The sequence below is a fragment of the Pseudomonas sp. GWSMS-1 genome (assembly GCF_049847425.1).
GTDB lineage: Bacteria > Pseudomonadota > Gammaproteobacteria > Pseudomonadales > Pseudomonadaceae > Aquipseudomonas.
This window is the reverse complement of the sequence record NZ_JBMHHV010000005.1, coordinates 3,226,037-3,242,623: the sequence shown is the minus strand read 5'-3', so window position 1 is coordinate 3,242,623 and position 16,587 is coordinate 3,226,037. Positions and strand designations below refer to the sequence as shown.

Below are 16,587 nucleotides of genomic sequence, written 5' to 3'. Positions count from 1 at the left end.
CCTTCTGCTAGAGGCCGCTTGATGGGGACTGCTGTGCGTGACTCTATCCTGACGGGTTACCCGCGCTACGCCCGCGCATGGTGGGCGATGTTGATGCACCGCAGCGCCTTGTGCGCGTGTTTGTGGATGTCGGGTATGGCGTTGTCGTCAGCGGCTGAGTTGCAGTTGTACACCGAAGAAAGCCCGCCCTTGAATTTCAGCCGCGATGGCCTTGTCACGGGCTTTTCTACTGAGCTTATTCGCCAGCTAGCCGTGCTGACCGGGGATGTTACACGCATCAAGTTAGCGCCTTGGACGCGCGGTTATGCCAAGGCACAGGACGCCCCGAATGTCGGTGTTTTCACCATGGCGCGGATTGCCGAGAGGGAAAAGTCGTTCCAGTGGGTCGGGCCCATCTCCCTTTCGCTGAACCGCTTTTATACCCGTAAAGGCTCAGGTGTTCGGGTTGAAAGTATTGCCGCAGCGCAAGCCAGGCAACTGGTCCTGCCGCGCCAGTGGTACAGCTACCAATACCTGGCGGATAGAGGCTTCAGCAATATTTATACGGTGACCTCTGCTGAGCGGATGATGCAGATGTTCCGCAATGGCCGTGGCGATATGCTGGCGGTCAGCGACATCGCCTTACCTGCACTTTTGGATCTGGCTGGTATGACGTCTGATCAGCTCGAACCGCAGTTGGTTTTTCTGCAGCACGAGTCCTACCTGGCATTCTCTTTGGCCACTGAGCCGGCGGTGGTTAGCCGTTGGCAAGGGGCGCTGGATGAGATGAAGCGTGATGGCAGCTTCGCGCGTCTCTTCCAGCATTGGTTCCCCAGCCGGAACTTACCGCCCCGGCTGCTGGAGGTCGGGCCCTAGCTCAAAACAGAAAATAACGCTGCGCCATCGGTAACACATCCGCCGGTTCGCACCAGAGCAGCTGGCCGTCGGCCTTGACCTGATAGTTCTGCGCATCCACCTCAATGTTCGGCAGGTAGTCGTTGTGGATCAGGTCGGTCTTCTGCACTTCGCGACAGCCTTTAACCACACCAATCTTCTTCTTCAGCCCGAGTTGCTCAGGCACTCCGGCATCGAACGCCGCCTGGCTGATAAAGGTGAAGCTGGTGGCGTGACGGCTGCCGCCATAGCTGGCGAACATCGGTCGGTAGTGCACCGGCTGCGGTGTCGGAATCGAGGCATTGGCGTCGCCCATCAGGCTGGCAGCAATGGCGCCGCCCTTCAAAATCAGCGTCGGTTTCACCCCGAAGAACGCCGGTCGCCAGAGCACCAAGTCCGCCCATTTCCCGACCTCAATTGAACCCACTTCATGGCTGATGCCGTGGGTAATCGCTGGGTTGATGGTGTACTTGGCAATATAGCGTTTGACCCGGAAGTTGCTGTTGCCTTCACCGTCGCCGTCCAGCGGGCCGCGCTGCTTGTGCATCTTGTCGGCGGTCTGCCAGGTGCGCGTGATCACTTCGCCAACGCGGCCCATAGCCTGGCTGTCGGAGCTGATCATGCTGAACGCGCCGAGGTCATGCAGGATGTCTTCGGCGGCGATGGTCTCGCGGCGGATACGACTTTCAGCAAACGCCACGTCTTCGGCAATGCTCGGGTCCAAGTGGTGGCAGACCATCAGCATGTCCAAGTGTTCATCGATGGTGTTCTTGGTGAACGGCCGGGTCGGGTTGGTCGAGCTGGGCAGCACATTGGGGAAGCCGCAGGCCTTGATGATGTCTGGCGCGTGGCCGCCACCAGCACCTTCGGTGTGATAGGTATGAATGGTACGGCCCTTGAACGCGGCCAAGGTGGTTTCAACAAAACCCGACTCGTTCAGCGTGTCGGTGTGGATCGCCACCTGCACATCGAACTGGTCGGCCACGCTCAGGCAATTGTCGATGGCAGCTGGAGTGGTGCCCCAGTCTTCATGCAGCTTGAGGCCGATGGCGCCGGCTTTGACTTGCTCGATCAGCGGCTCTGGCAGCGAGGCGTTACCTTTGCCGGTAAAACCCAGGTTCATCGGGAAGGCATCGGCGGCCTGGAGCATACGCGCCATATGCCAGGGGCCCGATGTGCAGGTGGTGGCGTTGGTGCCTGTGGCCGGCCCGGTGCCGCCACCAATCATGGTGGTGACGCCGCTCATCAAGGCTTCTTCGATCTGCTGTGGGCAGATGAAGTGGATATGCGTATCGATACCACCGGCGGTGAGGATCATGCCCTCACCGGCGATTACCTCAGTGCCGGCGCCAATGGCGATGGTTACGTCGGGTTGGATGTCCGGGTTGCCGGCCTTGCCAATGGCAGCGATGCGGCCGTCCTTGAGACCCACGTCAGCTTTGACGATGCCCCAGTGATCGATGATCAGTGCGTTGGTAATCAGTGTGTCGACCACATCGGCGGCGCACAGTTGGCCCTGGCCCATGCCGTCGCGGATCACCTTGCCGCCGCCAAATTTCACTTCTTCGCCGTAGGTGGTGAAGTCCTTTTCCACTTCAATCCACAGCTCGGTATCGGCCAGGCGCACCTTGTCGCCGACGGTGGGGCCGAACATATCGGCATAGGCTTGGCGGGAGATTTTCATGCGGTGAGTCCTGTCCGTGGGATGGGTTAGGCGCAGAGCGGCGTAACCCATCAGGGATATCGAACGATGGGTGTCGCTGCGCTCGACGGAGCGCCGCCCGACCCATCCTACAAATTTATGTTGAGGTCAGAGGTCGCCCATGACGCGGCCGGCAAAACCGAATACGCGGCGATGGCCGGCCAAGTCGACCAGTTCGACTTCTCGCGCTTGCCCTGGCTCGAAGCGCACCGCAGTGCCTGCTGGGATATTCAGGCGCATGCCGCGTGTGGCAGCGCGGTCAAAGGCCAGCGCGTCGTTGGTTTCGAAAAAGTGAAAGTGCGAGCCAACCTGAATCGGTCGGTCGCCGCTGTTCGCTACGGTCAGGCTAAGGGTTCGGCGGCCGGCATTGAGTTCAATCTCGCCGTCCTGGATCTGGTATTCGCCGGGAATCATGCAAGTTGCTCCAGGGTCTTGAAGTAGATGGCGGTCGGGCTGTAGCGCCCGTCCGGGCTTTGGCAGTAATCGGGCAATTCACCGGCTTTGGTGTAGTGCAGCGCCCGATAGAAGGCTTCGGCTGCGGAGCCGACTTCGGTGTCCATGTACAGCAGGCCGCGTTTGTGCTGGCGTGCGGCGAGTTCAAGGGTGTTCATCAACTGTTGGCCCAAGCCATGGCGCTGCGCGCTGCTGTGCACCAGCAGTTTTTGCACTTCGGCGCGGTTCAGGCCGTTGGCCTTCTGGCACAGTGCCAACTGCGCGCTGGCGATGACCTGTTCGTCGCGCACCACCACCCAGAGCAGCAGGCTAGCGTCTGCAATGTTGGCCTGGACGCCGTGCAAATAGGTGCGGGCCTGGGCCTCATCGAAGTCGGCCATGAAACCCACCGACGCGCCGTGCCTGACTGCGTCTAGCAGTAGCTCGATCAAGCCCGGGCGGTAATGGGCGAAACTTTCAGCATTGACTCGACGCAGTTGCGTAGTGCTCATCGATCTCACTCCTGGGGCGGTTCCGTGCCCGGATTCAAGGTCAGTTGCATAAAGGTCAGGTCGAGCCAGCGGCCGAACTTACGTCCCACTTGCGGCATTTGCCCGGTAGTGACGAAGCCGAGACGTTCGTGCAGGCGGATCGAGGCGCTGTTGCCGCTCTCGATAGCGGCGATCATTACGTGCAGGTCGGCCGTCCGTGCGCGTTGGATCAGCGCTTGCATCAGCTGTGGGCCGAGGCCTTGGCCGCGTTGGTCGCTACGCACGTAAACCGAGTGCTCGACGCTATGGCGAAAGCCTTCGATGCTGCGCCAGGTGCCGTAGCTGCTGTAGCCGACGACTTCTCCAGCAGCATCATGGGCCACCAGCACGGGGAATCCAGCCGCGTTACGTTCGTTCAGCCAGGCCTGGCGGTTGGCCAGATCGACCTGGGTTTCATTCCAGATCGCCGTAGTGTTGAGCACGGCATCGTTGTAGATGGCCAGGATGGCGGGCAGATCGTCTGCAGTGGCGTCTTGAATTTTCATGTGTTTTTCCAGGAATCCATTCAAGGCCGTAGCGAGTGCAGCTCAGGCAAGGCGTAAGTTGGCGAGGATGCGCAGTTGACGTCTGTCAATGAGCAATCCGAGCCGACTTGCAACGCAGCATGAGCAAGCGCAGTAGGCATTGGATGGGTTCCTCAGGCGATCGGTTGGTGGACGGTTACTAGCTTGGTGCCATCCGGGAAAGTCGCTTCGACCTGAATCTCCGGGATCATTTCCGGGATGCCTTCCATCACCTGATCACGGCTGAGCAGCGTGGTGCCGAAGTGCATCAGGTCGGCCACGGTCTGGCCGTCGCGCGCGCCTTCCAGCAGGGCGGCAGAGATATAGGCCATGGCTTCCGGGTAGTTGAGTTTCACCCCACGGGCCAGGCGGCGTTCGGCCACCAGGCCAGCGGTAAAAATCAGCAGTTTGTCTTTTTCGCGGGGCGTCAGGTCCATCAGTCAGGTACTCCAGATTCGTGGGGGCACAGCAATGCGCCCGAGCAATTCAGGGCGCAGCAGGCGCCAGAGTTCGATTAGCCAGGCGCGGGCATGCAGCGCTTCACTGGCCAGGCAACGGGCCACGAGTAGGCCCGGTAGTTGAGTCAGATCGCCGTGTACCGGTGTGGTCAGATTGCGGCAGCGCTCCAGCAATTCGCTGTTGATTTCGCCAGTGATCAGTAGGGTGGCAAATACCGGTTTGCCGTCCAGACCGATGGGCGAGTCGAGCAGACCGTCAGCGCCGGTAACCCGCTGGCGTTCATGCCAGAGCAACTGGCCGTCGCGGCGGATATTCAATTGGGCTTGGAAGTGCCCAGTATCGAAGCGCTCACCACTGGCCGGGCGACCGAGGGCGATGATGTCCCAATAGAGAAGCTTGGCATCGCCGAGCAGGTCGACCTCGGTGCTCAGTTCGGCCTGGGCGCCGGCGTAGACGATGGTTTCCTGTGGCAGCCACTCCAGGGTGGCGCCCGCTTCAACACGCAGTTTGAGGTGCTGGTAGGCGGTGCCGGCGGCGCGGTACCACTTGGCCGCACCGGGGCTAGTCAGCTGAGCCCAAGCGTTAGCGCCAACTGCGGCGGAAATATCCAGGCGATCACCACCGGCAATCCCGCCGGGCGGGTGCACGATGATGTGCTGACACACTTCTGGGCCTTCGGCATACAGATGCTTTTGCACCCGCAGCGGGCCTTTATGGCGGCGCAGAGTCGGCCGCGTACAATCGCCGTCGCGGCCATAGCCCAGCTCCAGCTCGGCGTGCCAGCTGGGGGTAAATACGGAGACGGGTACGGATGCGTTCATAGGGTCTTATCGTAGGGTGGATGACGCTTTACCCATCCACCAGCGGTTTGCTAAGTGGTGGATGAGCTGCGCGTCATCCACCCTACAGTGCGTTTCATATGGCCACCAGTCCGCGAACGCCATCCGATTCCATGGTTTCACCGCGGCCTTGCTGGACGATCTCACCCCGGCTCATTACCAGGTACTGATCGGCCAGCTCAGCGGCAAAATCATAAAACTGCTCGACCAGCAGGATGGCCATGTCACCACGCTCGGCGAGCTTTTTGATCACCACGCCGATCTCCTTGATCACCGAAGGCTGAATACCTTCGGTGGGTTCGTCGAGGATCAGCAGGCGCGGTTTGCTGGCCAGTGCGCGGCCGATGGCCAGCTGTTGCTGCTGGCCGCCGGAGAGGTCGCCGCCGCGGCGCAGCTTCATCTCGCGCAGCACCGGGAACAGTTCGTAGATAAACTCCGGCACCACCTTGGCCTCGCTGCCGGGGAAGCGTGACAAGCCCATCAGCAGGTTCTCTTCCACGGTCAGGCGGCCAAAAATCTCACGGCCTTGCGGTACGTAAGCGATACCGGCATGCACGCGCTGGTGCGGTTTGAAACCGGTGATGGGCTGGCCTTCCCACTGCACGGCACCTTCTTTGGCCGGGATCAGGCCCATCAGGCATTTCAACAGAGTGGTTTTACCCACGCCGTTTCTGCCGAGCAGGCAGGTGACTTCGCCGACCTTCACGTCGAACGACAAGCCACGGAGGATATGGCTGCCGCCGTAGTACTGATGCAGTTGCTCAACTTGCAGCATGGTTGTGTCCTTGTAGGGTGGATCACGTTTTACCGATCCACCGTGCGATGTCATTGGTGGATGAAAACGGCGTCATCCACCCTACGTCTTGCCCATCAACGGCGACCGGCTCAGCGACCGAGGTAAACCTCGATCACTCGCTCATCAGCCTGAACCTGTTCCAGCGAGCCTTCTGCCAGCACGCTGCCCTGGTGCAGCACGGTGACGTGGTCGGCAATGCTGCCGACAAAGCCCATATCGTGCTCAACCACCATCAGCGAGTGCTTGCGCGCCAGCGACTTGAACAGTTCGGCAGTGAACTCGGTTTCCGCATCGGTCATGCCCGCTACTGGCTCATCAAGCAGCAGCAGTTGTGGGTCTTGCACCAGCAGCATGCCGATCTCCAGAAACTGCTTCTGCCCGTGCGAGAGCAACCCGGCTGGGCGTGAACGCGAGGCATCGAGCTTGATCGTCTGCAGCACTTCATCAATGCGGTCTTGCTGCTCGCCGCTGAGTTTGGCGCGTAAGCTGGCCCATACCGACTTGTTGGTTTTCTGCGCCAGCTCGAGGTTTTCGAACACGCTGAGCGCCTCGAACACCGTGGGTTTCTGAAACTTGCGGCCGATACCGGACTGGGCGATTTCCACCTCGCTCATCTGCGTCAGGTCGAGGGTTTCGCCGAAGTAGGCGACGCCGTTGTCAGGGCGGGTCTTGCCGGTGATCACGTCCATCATGGTGGTCTTGCCGGCACCATTGGGGCCGATGATGCAGCGCAACTCACCGACACCGATATACAGGGTCAGGTTGGTCAGCGCCTTGAAGCCATCGAAGCTGACGTTGATGTCTTCCAGGGTCAGGATGGTGCCGTGGCGGATATTCAAGCCCTTGTTGGCCAGGGTACTGGCGCCGATCGCATCGCGGCCGCTGCCCGCGGGATCGAAGGCCGGTTCGAGCATCATTTCGGGTACGGGAGCTGCGCGCATCATTGCTCTCCTGTGGAAGTCGTTATGGACGCGTCGCGAGCAATTTCATCTGCAAGGCGCACGGAGCGCAGCGACGAGACAGTACGAATGTGTACGGCGAGGAGCGAGCACCGCGCAACGCCGCAGATGGAATGCACAGCAGCGGTCATGATGACTTCCTGCGTAGTAGGCCGATCACGCCTTTCGGTAAGAACAGCGTCACGACGATAAACAGGAAGCCCAGGGCGAATAGCCAGTACTCGGGGAAGGCCACGGTGAACCAGCTCTTCATACCGTTGACCAGCCCGGCACCGAGCAGCGGGCCGATCAGCGTGCCACGCCCGCCGAGGGCGACCCACACAGCCGCCTCGATGGAGTTGGTGGGCGACATTTCGCTGGGGTTGATGATGCCCACCTGCGGCACATACAGCGCGCCCGCCAGGCCGCAGAGCACGGCGCTCAATACCCAGATAAACAGCTTGTAGCCGCGTGGGTCGTAGCCGCAGAACATCAGGCGGTTTTCCGCATCACGCAGGGCGGTCAGCACCCGGCCGAACTTGCTGCGGGCAAGCCGCCAGCCCAGGTACAAGCTGGCTACCAGTAGCACCACGGTGGCGAAGAACAGCGCCGCGCGGGTGTGCGCCGAGGTGATGTCGAAGCCGAGAATGGTGCGGAAGTTGGTAAAGCCGTTGTTGCCGCCAAAGCCGGTTTCGTTGCGAAAGAACAGCAGCATGCCGGCGAAGGTCAACGCCTGGGTCATGATCGAGAAGTACACGCCCTTGATTCGCGACTTGAAGGCAAAGTAGCCGAACACCAGAGCCAACAGGCCGGGCGCCAGTACGACCAGGCACATTGCCCAGAGGAAGCTGTCGGTGCCGTACCAGTACCAGGGCAGCTCGGTCCAAGCGAGGAAACTCATAAAGGCCGGCAGGCCATCGCCCGCCGCTTCACGCATCAGGTACATGCCCATGGCGTAACCGCCGAGGGCGAAGAACAGGCCGTGGCCGAGCGACAGCAGGCCGGCGTAACCCCAAACCAGATCAAGCGCCAGGGCGACGATGCAGTAGCAGAGGATTTTGCCGACCAGGGTCAGGGTGTAGGCCGAGACGTGCAGGGCGTTGTCCGCCGGCAGCAGGTGCAGCAGCGGCATGGCGATTAGCACGGCCAGCACCAGCAGACCGATGGCCATCGAGACTTGCGGGCCAAGCTTGGCGCTGGCGCGTGCCAATAGCGTTTGATTCAGGGGCATAGTCATCAGTCGATCACCCGTCCTTTCAGTGCGAAGAGACCTTGCGGGCGTTTCTGAATAAACAGAATGATCAGCGCGAGGATAAGGATCTTGCCGAGTACGGCACCGATCTGCGGTTCGAGAATCTTGTTGGCGATCCCCAAACCGAAGGCGGCCATCACGCTACCGGCGAGCTGACCGACGCCACCAAGCACGACCACCAGGAACGAGTCGATGATGTAGCTCTGGCCGAGATCCGGGCCGACGTTGCCGATCTGGCTGAGGGCCACGCCGCCGAGGCCGGCGATGCCCGAGCCGAGGCCGAAGGCGAGCATGTCCACGCGGCCCGTCGGCACGCCGCAGCAGGCGGCCATATTGCGGTTCTGGGTGACTGCGCGGACGTTAAGGCCGAGGCGGGTTTTGTTCAGCAACAGCCAGGTCAGCAGCACGACAAACAGGGCGAAACCGATAATCACGATGCGGTTATACGGCAGCACCAGATTGGGCAGCACTTGAATACCGCCGGACAGCCAGTAAGGGTTGGCCACTTCTACGTTCTGCGCGCCGAAGATCACCCGCACCAGCTGGATCAGAATCAGGCTAATGCCCCAAGTGGCCAGCAGGGTTTCCAGCGGGCGGCCGTAGAGGTGACGAATCACTGTGCGTTCCAGCGCCATGCCGATAGCCGCGGTGACGAAGAACGCCACCGGCAGCGCCACCAGTGGGTAGAGCGCCAGGGCTTCCGGGGCGAAACGCTGGAACAGCACCTGCACCATGTAGGTGGAATAGGCGCCGAGCATCAGCATCTCGCCGTGGGCCATGTTGATCACCCCGAGCAGGCCGAAAGTGATGGCCAGGCCCAAGGCGGCCAACAGCAGAATGCTGCCAAGGCTTAGGCCGCTAAAGGCCTGGCCAAGCAGTTCACCGATCAGCAGCTTGCGTTTGACCTGGGCCAGGCTGGTTTCGGCTGCGGTGCGCACGCCTGGGTCGCTTTCTACGGTGGGGTCGAGCAGGGTTTCCAGGCGGGTGCGGGCCAGTGGGTCGCCGGTTTCACCGAGCAAACGCACTGCTGCCAGCCGCACGGCAGGGTCGCTGTCGACCAGTTGTAGGTTGGCCAGCGCCAGGGTCAAGGCGTCACGCACAGTCTCGTCGGTTTCGCGGGCGACGCTGGCTTCCAACAACGGCAGTTGCGCCGGTTTGGCGCTCTTTTGCAGTTGCTGGGCCGCGGCCAGGCGCAGTGCAGGATCGTCCGCGAGCAGTTGGTGGCTGGCCATGGTGCTGCTGATCAGGCCGCGCAGGCGGTTATTCAGACGCAGTTTCTTGGGCGTACTGGTTGGGCGCGCGTCACCTTCCAATGCTTGGTAAGTGCCGGCGTTTTCAATAAACGCCTGCTTGCTCTTGTCAGTCGCGACGCGGCCCTGCTGCAAGGCTTCGAGCAGTGGCAGGCGTGCAGCATCAGGGGCGGCCGACCAGTTTTGCAGCAGCTTGGCCTGCTTAGCGGGGTTGGCGGCGGCAAAATCTTGCGCGTCACCGGAGTGCGCGGCCAGGGGCAGCAGCAACAGCAGGCTCAGCAGAATTCGGGTAAGGGCAGTGGGCATGGGGATTCCTTGGCGTAGCCCGGATGCAATCCGAGAGCGGTCTTCCCGGATCACCTCCGGGCTCCAGCGACCCTCTCCCTGCGTGGCTGAGCCAACCCATCTCTGACAAGGGGGTTGGTCAGCACACGCGGCGTGTCATCACGCTCGAGGGGAGGGCTTTTGCCTTAGTTGGACTTGACTGCGTAATCCGGCTTTTTGTCGTTGCCCTCGATGTACGGGCTCCACGGTTGGGCGCGGATCGGCCCTTCGGTCTGCCAGACCACGGAGAACTGCCCGTCTTCCTGCACTTCACCGATCATCACGGGTTTGTGCAGGTGATGGTTGGTTTTGTCCATGGTCAGGGTGAAGCCACTCGGCGCAGCAAAGGTCTGCCCGGCCATGGCCTCGCGGACCTTATCAACATCGGTGGTGCCGGCTTTCTCAACGGCCTGGGCCCACATGTGGATGCCCACGTAAGTGGCTTCCATTGGGTCATTGGTCACCACGGTGTCGGCGTTCGGCAGCTTCTTGGTTTGGGCGTAGGCTTTCCAGTCAGCGACGAACTTCTCGTTAACCGGGTTCTCCACGGACTGGAAGTAGTTCCAGGCGGCCAGTTGACCAACCAGCGGCTTGGTGTCGATGCCGCGCAGTTCTTCCTCGCCCACCGAGAAAGCCACGACTGGGATGTCGGTCGCTTCGATGCCCTGGTTGGCCAGCTCTTTGTAGAACGGCACGTTGGAGTCGCCGTTAACGGTGGAGATCACCGCGGTTTTACCGCCAGCGGAGAACTTCTTGATATTGGCGACGATGGTTTGATAGTCGCTATGGCCGAATGGGGTGTAGACCTCTTCGATGTCTTTATCGGCCACGCCCTTGCTGACCAAGAAGGCGCGCAGGATCTTGTTAGTGGTACGCGGGTAAACGTAGTCAGTACCCAGCAGGAAGTAGCGCTTGGCTGCGCCGCCGTCTTCGCTCATCAGGTACTCGACCGCCGGGATGGCCTGCTGGTTTGGCGCCGCGCCGGTGTAGAAGACGTTTGGCGACATTTCTTCGCCTTCGTACTGCACGGGGTAGAACAGCAGACCGTTGAGTTCTTCATAGACCGGTAGCACGGATTTGCGCGATACCGACGTCCAGCAGCCGAAGGTCACGTCGACCTTGTCCTGGGTCAGTAGCTGGCGGCCGCGTTCGGCGAACAGCGGCCAGTTGGACGCCGGGTCAACCACCACAGGCTCAAGCTGTTTACCGAGTACGCCACCCTTGGCGTTGATCTCGTCGATGGTCATCAGCGCCATGTCTTTCAGCGACGTTTCCGAGATGGCCATGGTGCCGGACAATGAGTGCAGGATGCCGACCTTGATGGTTTCCGCGGCTTGCACGGTCCAGGTCATGCCCATGGCGGCGATGGACGCGGACAGGGTGAAGGCCTTGATCAGATTGCGACGTTGCATGGTGCGATCTCCATTCACAAAGGTACTGTGTTAACTGCTGATTTGGGCTTATTGGTCTTGGCAGTGAAACAACGGGGCACAAGCTGCGCCCGGAAACGTCGACAGCGCTGCGCTGTCCTCGACAGGACTAGAGCAATTGCTGTGCCTGTTTGCGTTACGCCAGGCAGATTGCACCCGGCAACACGCGCAGATAGGCCCCCTGAGGTGCGCTATGGCCTAGGGCGCGCCTTTTTTAGCGGGCAGCCGCAGGTGTTGCGCCCCAGCTGTGCAGCCGGGGCGCGGCGTGATGGTTTTCGGTGTGGTTGCACCATACAGGTGCGAAGGGCGGGGTGTGGTGCGTGGGTGTGTGCTGTGCTGGGGCGTTAAGGCTGGGGGTCAACTGATCAGGTAGTTTTTTACCCCTGTAAAGATGATCTGCGCGGCCAAGGCGCAAACGAACAGCCCCATCAGGCGGCTGACGATCTGCAGGCCCTGATCACCGAGCAAGCGTTCGAACTGGTTGGACATATACAGCACCACGCCCACGGTGAAGCTGGCCAGGGCGATGCCCAGCACGGCCACGGCCTTGTCACTCCAGTCCGGTTGGCTGGCGCCCATCAGCAGTAGGGCACCGATGGTGCCGGGGCCGACGGTCAGCGGGATGGTCAGCGGCACGATAGTCACGTCTTGCTGCACGTTATCGCTTTGCACCGCCGACTTGCCCTGGGCCATGCCCAGCGCCGAGATAAATAGCACACTGCCGGCCCCGATGCGGAAGGCATCAATGGTGATGCCGAACAGGGTGAAGATGTGTTTGCCGAACAGGTACAGCAGCACGCTGGCGATCAGTACGCCAAGCGCCACCTTCCAGGCCAGGCGCTTGCGCTCCTTGACCGTGTAACCACGGCTCAAACCAATAAAGCACGACAGCACGAAGAAGGGGCTATAGAGCACCAGCAGTTTCAAATACAGGCTGAACAGCGCGGACGCCATGACTAGGACTCGTCTCGATCAATAAGGGGAGGCAGGGTACGAGTGTAGAGGCCGCCGGGCAATCCCGACGACCCTATCAGGATGGCAAGGCGGCGCGCTTGAGGCGGATTTCCCGCTCGGCCACCCAGTGCTCAATCAGTTCACGCAACTGCGACATTTCCACTGGTTTGGACATGTGCCCGTCCATGCCCACTTGGCGCGCGCGCTCTTTGTGTTCATTGAGGATGTGCGCGGTCAGCGCCACCACTGGGGTGCGCGGGCGCTGCTCGGCGGCTTCCCATGCGCGCAGCTGTTCGGTGGCGGAGAAGCCATCGAGCACGGGCATTTCGCAATCCATCAGCACCAGATCGTACTGCTGCGCTTTCATCGCGCTGAGTGCTTCTTCACCGTTGCTCGCGGTATCAGGCTGCAGGTTGAGCTTGCCGAGCATGCCGCGAATCACTTTGGTGGAAATGGTGTTGTCTTCGGCGACCAGAATGCGGAAGTCACTGGGGGCGTTAAGGGGGGCACTGACCGGTGCGGGGCTGAACATCGGCGATTCACCCTTGCCGCGCTGCGCCAGCTCGTCAGCCAGGGTGGTTTTCAGGGTGTAGCCGGCCACCGGCTTGGCCAGAATGCGTTTGATCCCGGCGTTGCGCGCAATGATCTTGCTCGGGGCCTGGCTGATACCTGTGAGCATGATCAGCAGGATGTCGTGGTTGATGTTGGCGTCTTCTTTGATGCGAGCCGCCAGCTGCATGCCGGTCATGCCGGGCATTTCTTGGTCCAGCAGCACGGCATCGAAGTACTCGTGCAGGTGCGCCTTGGTGCGCAGCAGGGCCAGCGCTTCTTTACCCGACGGCACCGCGCTGACGCGCATGCCCCAGGCGCTGCATTGCTGCACCAGGACTTTGCGGCAGGTGTCGTTGTCGTCCACCACCAGCAGGCGTGCGCCTTGCAGCGAGGCGTCGAGGTCGGCGGTGGGTAGCTCCAGGCGTGCGGCATCCAGCGGCAGGGTCAGCCATAGGGTTGAGCCCCGGCTGTTTCCACCCTGGATACCAAACTCGCCGCCCATCAGGCGGATTAGCTGGCGGGCGATGATCAGGCCAAGGCGGCCGCCCAGCTTTGTTGCCGCGAGGAAGTCTTTGCTGTGCAGTTCGGCGTTGAGGAGGGCGTCGCGTTCGCTGGCATCCAGTGGCTTGCCGCTGTCCTGCACAGCAATCCGTAGGCGTGCGGTGTCGCTATTGTTGTCGAGCGCCACCACCAGCAGAATTTCGCCTTCATCGGTTTGCTTGAAGGCGTTGTCCAGCAGGCTCAGTAGGGTCTGGCGCAGGCGCGTGGGGTCACCGCTAATCACGCGTGGCACTTGCGGTTGGATAAAACTGATCAGCTCAACCTTCTGCTGCTCGGCCTTGGCGCGGAAGATGTCTAGGCAGTCTTCAATCAGCGCGTTGAGGTCGAACTGCACGTCATCCAGTTCAATCTGCCCGGATTCCAGCTTGGAGATGTCGAGAATCTCGTTGATCAGGGTCAGCAGTTCATTACCCGCGCTGTGGATGGTTTGCACATAGTCGCGCTGCTTAGCGGACAGCGGCGTGCCGAGCAGCAGCTCAGTCATGCCGAGCACGCCATTCATCGGTGTGCGGATTTCGTGGCTGATCTTGGCGAGAAACTCGGCTTTGGCTTTTAGTTCGGCCGTGCTGGCGGCGAGCGCGCTGCTGGTGCTGAAGTGCTCCTGCAGAATGCGGCGTTGGCGTTCGCTCATGGCCATGCTGAGGATAAAACCGCTAACGACAGTGGCGCCCAGTAGGGCGTAGGCGATCGATTCGCTCTGCACTGACCCGTAGCCAAAGAAAACGGGCAGGGCGCAGATAAAGGCCGCGCAGAACACCAGCGCCGCCAGGCTGAACAAGCGCGCGGGTTGGTAACCATGCCGCCAGTGGGTGAGCGCGACCAGCAGGATGCTCAAGCCGGCAATCGCGTTGAGCAGGTAGACCATCTGGTTGAGCTGCAGGTTGGTTGCGACCAGTAGAACCGCGCATACCACGGCGATCAGCGCCACTTCGCCGCCAAGCAGATAGTTCAGCAGCGTGTTGGGGCAAACCTTATGGAAGAAGCTGGCGGTAAAACACAGCGCGCAGAGTGCCACCAGCAGCATCGACAGGTTGACGATCTGTGGCTGCAGGCTTTGCCACTCACCCAGCCAGGGCGTGCTGATGCCCAGCAGGCTTATCGCCACGATCACTTGGCAGGTTTGCATCGCGGCCAACCAGAGGCTGCTGTTGGCACGAATGTACGCATAGCGCACAAGGTTATAAGCCACCAGCATGAGCAGGCAGCCGATTAACAGACCGAAGAGCAACGGGCGATTATCATCGGCCGCTAAGGCTTGGGCGCTCTGCAGGGTGATGGTAGGGCGCAAGGCATGATCGGAGGCCATGCGCAGATATAGGTCTAGCGGTTGCTCGCTGATCGGCAGCGGCAAGAGAAAGTCGCGGCTGGCCAGTGGCCGGCTGGAGAGCGGTAGGTTGCTACCGGTATGGGCCTGCGCGATGAGCTCATCGTTTTGCAGCACATAGAGGTCAAGGTAGGCCAGGTAAGGGGCGAACAAACGCAGCATCTGCGCATCGGTATTCGCTGGCAGGCGGTGGTGCAGCCACAGTGTGCTGTTGCCGCCTGGTGTGTAGAGCTGGGTGAGGTCAATGGGCTGGAACTGCGCTCGGCGTTCGGCGCTGCGCACGTCATTGAGTTGTAGCTCGGCGCCCGGGTCGCTAAGGCTTGACCAGGCAACCTGTGCGTCTGCTTGAGCTGACGCTACGGTGAGCGCCATCAGCAGGGTGCTGAGTAGCAGGTAGGTGGCAATCCTCAGCCGGCGCACAATGAGTTCCCTTCAATATTAGGTGGGCAGATTATAGCCAAGCTGTTTGTCTGGGTAATATGACAATGATGGCCATTTAGCCACCATTGTCGTCTTTACGTTTACTTTTCTGCGTGTTCGCGGGCAATCGCGCGGTAACCGATGTCGTTGCGGTAGAAGCTACCGTTCCAGCGGATCTTCTCGGCCAGGCGGTAGGCCTGCTGCTGAGCCTCTTCCACGGTACGGCCGATGGCGGTGGCACACAGCACGCGGCCACCAGCGGTAATGACCTGGCCGTCCTTCAGTGCCGTGCCGGCGTGGAAGACTTTGCCTTCCAGTTGCGCGGCATCCTCCAGCCCTTCGATCACATCACCCTTGGCGTAATCAGCGGGGTAGCCGCCGGCAGCGATCACCACACCTACTGTCGGGCGTGGGTCCCAGGTGGCTTCGACCTTGTCCAGTGCCTTGGCCAGTGCGGCTTCGACCAGCAACACTAGGGAAGATTCCAGGCGAACCATGATCGGCTGGGTTTCCGGGTCGCCGAAGCGGCAGTTGAATTCGATCACCTTCGGCTTGCCAGCCTGGTCGATCATCAGCCCGGCGTAGAGGAAGCCGGTGTAAACATTGCCTTCGCTGGCCATGCCGCGCACGGTCGGATAAATCACTTCATCCATCACGCGCTTGTGCACGTCTGCGGTGACCACCGGGGCGGGCGAGTAAGCGCCCATGCCGCCGGTGTTCGGGCCTGTGTCGGCGTCGCCGACACGCTTGTGGTCCTGGCTGGTGGCCATCGGCAGCACGTTCGCGCCATCGACCATGACGATAAAGCTGGCTTCTTCGCCGTCGAGGAATTCTTCGATCACCACGCGTGAACCAGCCTCGCCAAACGCGTTGCCGGCGAGCATGTCGCGCACGGCGTCTTCCGCTTCCTGCAGGGTCATGGCGACGATCACGCCTTTGCCCGCCGCGAGGCCGTCGGCCTTGATCACGATGGGTGCGCCGACTTTTTGCAGGTAAGCCAGGGCCGGTTCAACTTCGGTGAAGTTCTGGTAATCGGCAGTTGGAATCGCGTGACGGGCGAGGAAGTCCTTGGTGAAGGCCTTGGAACCTTCCAGCTGCGCGGCGGCAGCGGTGGGGCCAAAGATGTCCAGTTTGCGCGTGCGGAACAGGTCAACCACGCCCGCTACCAGCGGCGCTTCCGGGCCGACGATGGTCAGCTGCACGTTTTGCTCGGCGAAGTCGGCCAGCGCTTGGATATCAAGCACGTCGATGGCGACGTTCTCGCACTTGGCTTCTGTCGCGGTGCCGGCGTTGCCCGGGGCCACGAAGACTTTGGTGACGCGCTTGTCTTGCGCGACTTTCCAGGCCAGGGCGTGTTCACGACCGCCGCTGCCGATGATCAATACATTCATGTTTCTCTCCCTGTGGAGGCGGGCCTTGGGCCCGTT

The 16,587-nt window shown here is 61.2% G+C and carries 15 protein-coding genes; 1 reads left to right on the top strand and 14 read right to left on the bottom strand.

The window, feature by feature from the left end; all coding sequences use genetic code 11:
• Positions 1-165: 165 nt before the first annotated feature.
• A complete protein-coding gene (locus ACEPAJ_RS18905) occupies positions 166-855 on the top strand; it encodes a substrate-binding periplasmic protein (protein WP_425916986.1) in 690 nt (229 codons plus the stop codon).
• Between the two features lies 1 nt (position 856).
• On the opposite strand, the gene ureC is transcribed toward ACEPAJ_RS18905, so the two are convergent.
• From ureC to purD, 14 genes are all read right to left on the bottom strand, one after another.
• Positions 857-2,557, bottom strand: a complete 1,701-nt coding sequence (ureC, locus tag ACEPAJ_RS18900; RefSeq protein WP_425916984.1) for an urease subunit alpha — start codon at positions 2,555-2,557, stop codon at positions 857-859.
• Between the two features lie 126 nt (positions 2,558-2,683).
• Positions 2,684-2,989, bottom strand: coding sequence for an urease subunit beta (locus tag ACEPAJ_RS18895; protein WP_425916982.1), 306 nt, complete (start codon positions 2,987-2,989; stop codon positions 2,684-2,686).
• A complete protein-coding gene (locus ACEPAJ_RS18890; protein WP_425916980.1) occupies positions 2,986-3,519 on the bottom strand; it encodes a GNAT family N-acetyltransferase in 534 nt (177 codons plus the stop codon). Before ACEPAJ_RS18890 ends, ACEPAJ_RS18895 begins: the two co-directional genes overlap by 4 nt.
• A gap of 5 nt (positions 3,520-3,524) precedes the next feature.
• Positions 3,525-4,043, bottom strand: coding sequence for a GNAT family N-acetyltransferase (locus tag ACEPAJ_RS18885; RefSeq protein WP_425916978.1), 519 nt, complete (start codon positions 4,041-4,043; stop codon positions 3,525-3,527).
• Positions 4,044-4,195: 152 nt separating this feature from the next.
• Entirely contained in the window at positions 4,196-4,498 is a 303-nt protein-coding gene (gene ureA / locus ACEPAJ_RS18880; protein ID WP_136663236.1) for an urease subunit gamma, read from the bottom strand.
• A 3-nt stretch (positions 4,499-4,501) separates the two neighbouring features.
• Positions 4,502-5,341: an urease accessory protein UreD gene (locus ACEPAJ_RS18875; protein WP_425916975.1), complete on the bottom strand. Its 840-nt coding sequence runs from the start codon at positions 5,339-5,341 to the stop codon at positions 4,502-4,504.
• A gap of 94 nt (positions 5,342-5,435) precedes the next feature.
• Positions 5,436-6,134 carry an urea ABC transporter ATP-binding subunit UrtE gene (urtE, locus tag ACEPAJ_RS18870; protein ID WP_425916973.1) on the bottom strand — a complete coding sequence of 233 codons (699 nt, stop codon included), beginning with the start codon at positions 6,132-6,134 and terminating at the stop codon, positions 5,436-5,438.
• Positions 6,135-6,244: 110 nt separating this feature from the next.
• Positions 6,245-7,096 carry an urea ABC transporter ATP-binding protein UrtD gene (urtD, locus tag ACEPAJ_RS18865; RefSeq protein ID WP_425916971.1) on the bottom strand — a complete coding sequence of 284 codons (852 nt, stop codon included), beginning with the start codon at positions 7,094-7,096 and terminating at the stop codon, positions 6,245-6,247.
• 145 nt (positions 7,097-7,241) lie between these two features.
• On the bottom strand, positions 7,242-8,330 hold the full coding sequence (gene urtC, locus ACEPAJ_RS18860) for an urea ABC transporter permease subunit UrtC (protein WP_425916969.1): 1,089 nt from the start codon (positions 8,328-8,330) through the stop codon (positions 7,242-7,244).
• A complete protein-coding gene (gene urtB / locus ACEPAJ_RS18855) occupies positions 8,330-9,901 on the bottom strand; it encodes an urea ABC transporter permease subunit UrtB (RefSeq protein WP_425916967.1) in 1,572 nt (523 codons plus the stop codon). Before urtB ends, urtC begins: the two co-directional genes overlap by 1 nt.
• Before the next feature lie 164 nt (positions 9,902-10,065).
• A complete protein-coding gene (urtA, locus tag ACEPAJ_RS18850; protein WP_425916965.1) occupies positions 10,066-11,331 on the bottom strand; it encodes an urea ABC transporter substrate-binding protein in 1,266 nt (421 codons plus the stop codon).
• A 375-nt stretch (positions 11,332-11,706) separates the two neighbouring features.
• Positions 11,707-12,303, bottom strand: coding sequence for a MarC family protein (locus ACEPAJ_RS18845; protein WP_322949368.1), 597 nt, complete (start codon positions 12,301-12,303; stop codon positions 11,707-11,709).
• Positions 12,304-12,379: 76 nt separating this feature from the next.
• Entirely contained in the window at positions 12,380-15,160 is a 2,781-nt protein-coding gene (locus tag ACEPAJ_RS18840) for a response regulator (protein WP_425916962.1), read from the bottom strand.
• Positions 15,161-15,261: 101 nt separating this feature from the next.
• Entirely contained in the window at positions 15,262-16,551 is a 1,290-nt protein-coding gene (gene purD, locus ACEPAJ_RS18835; RefSeq protein ID WP_425916960.1) for a phosphoribosylamine--glycine ligase, read from the bottom strand.
• Positions 16,552-16,587 lie beyond the last annotated feature (36 nt).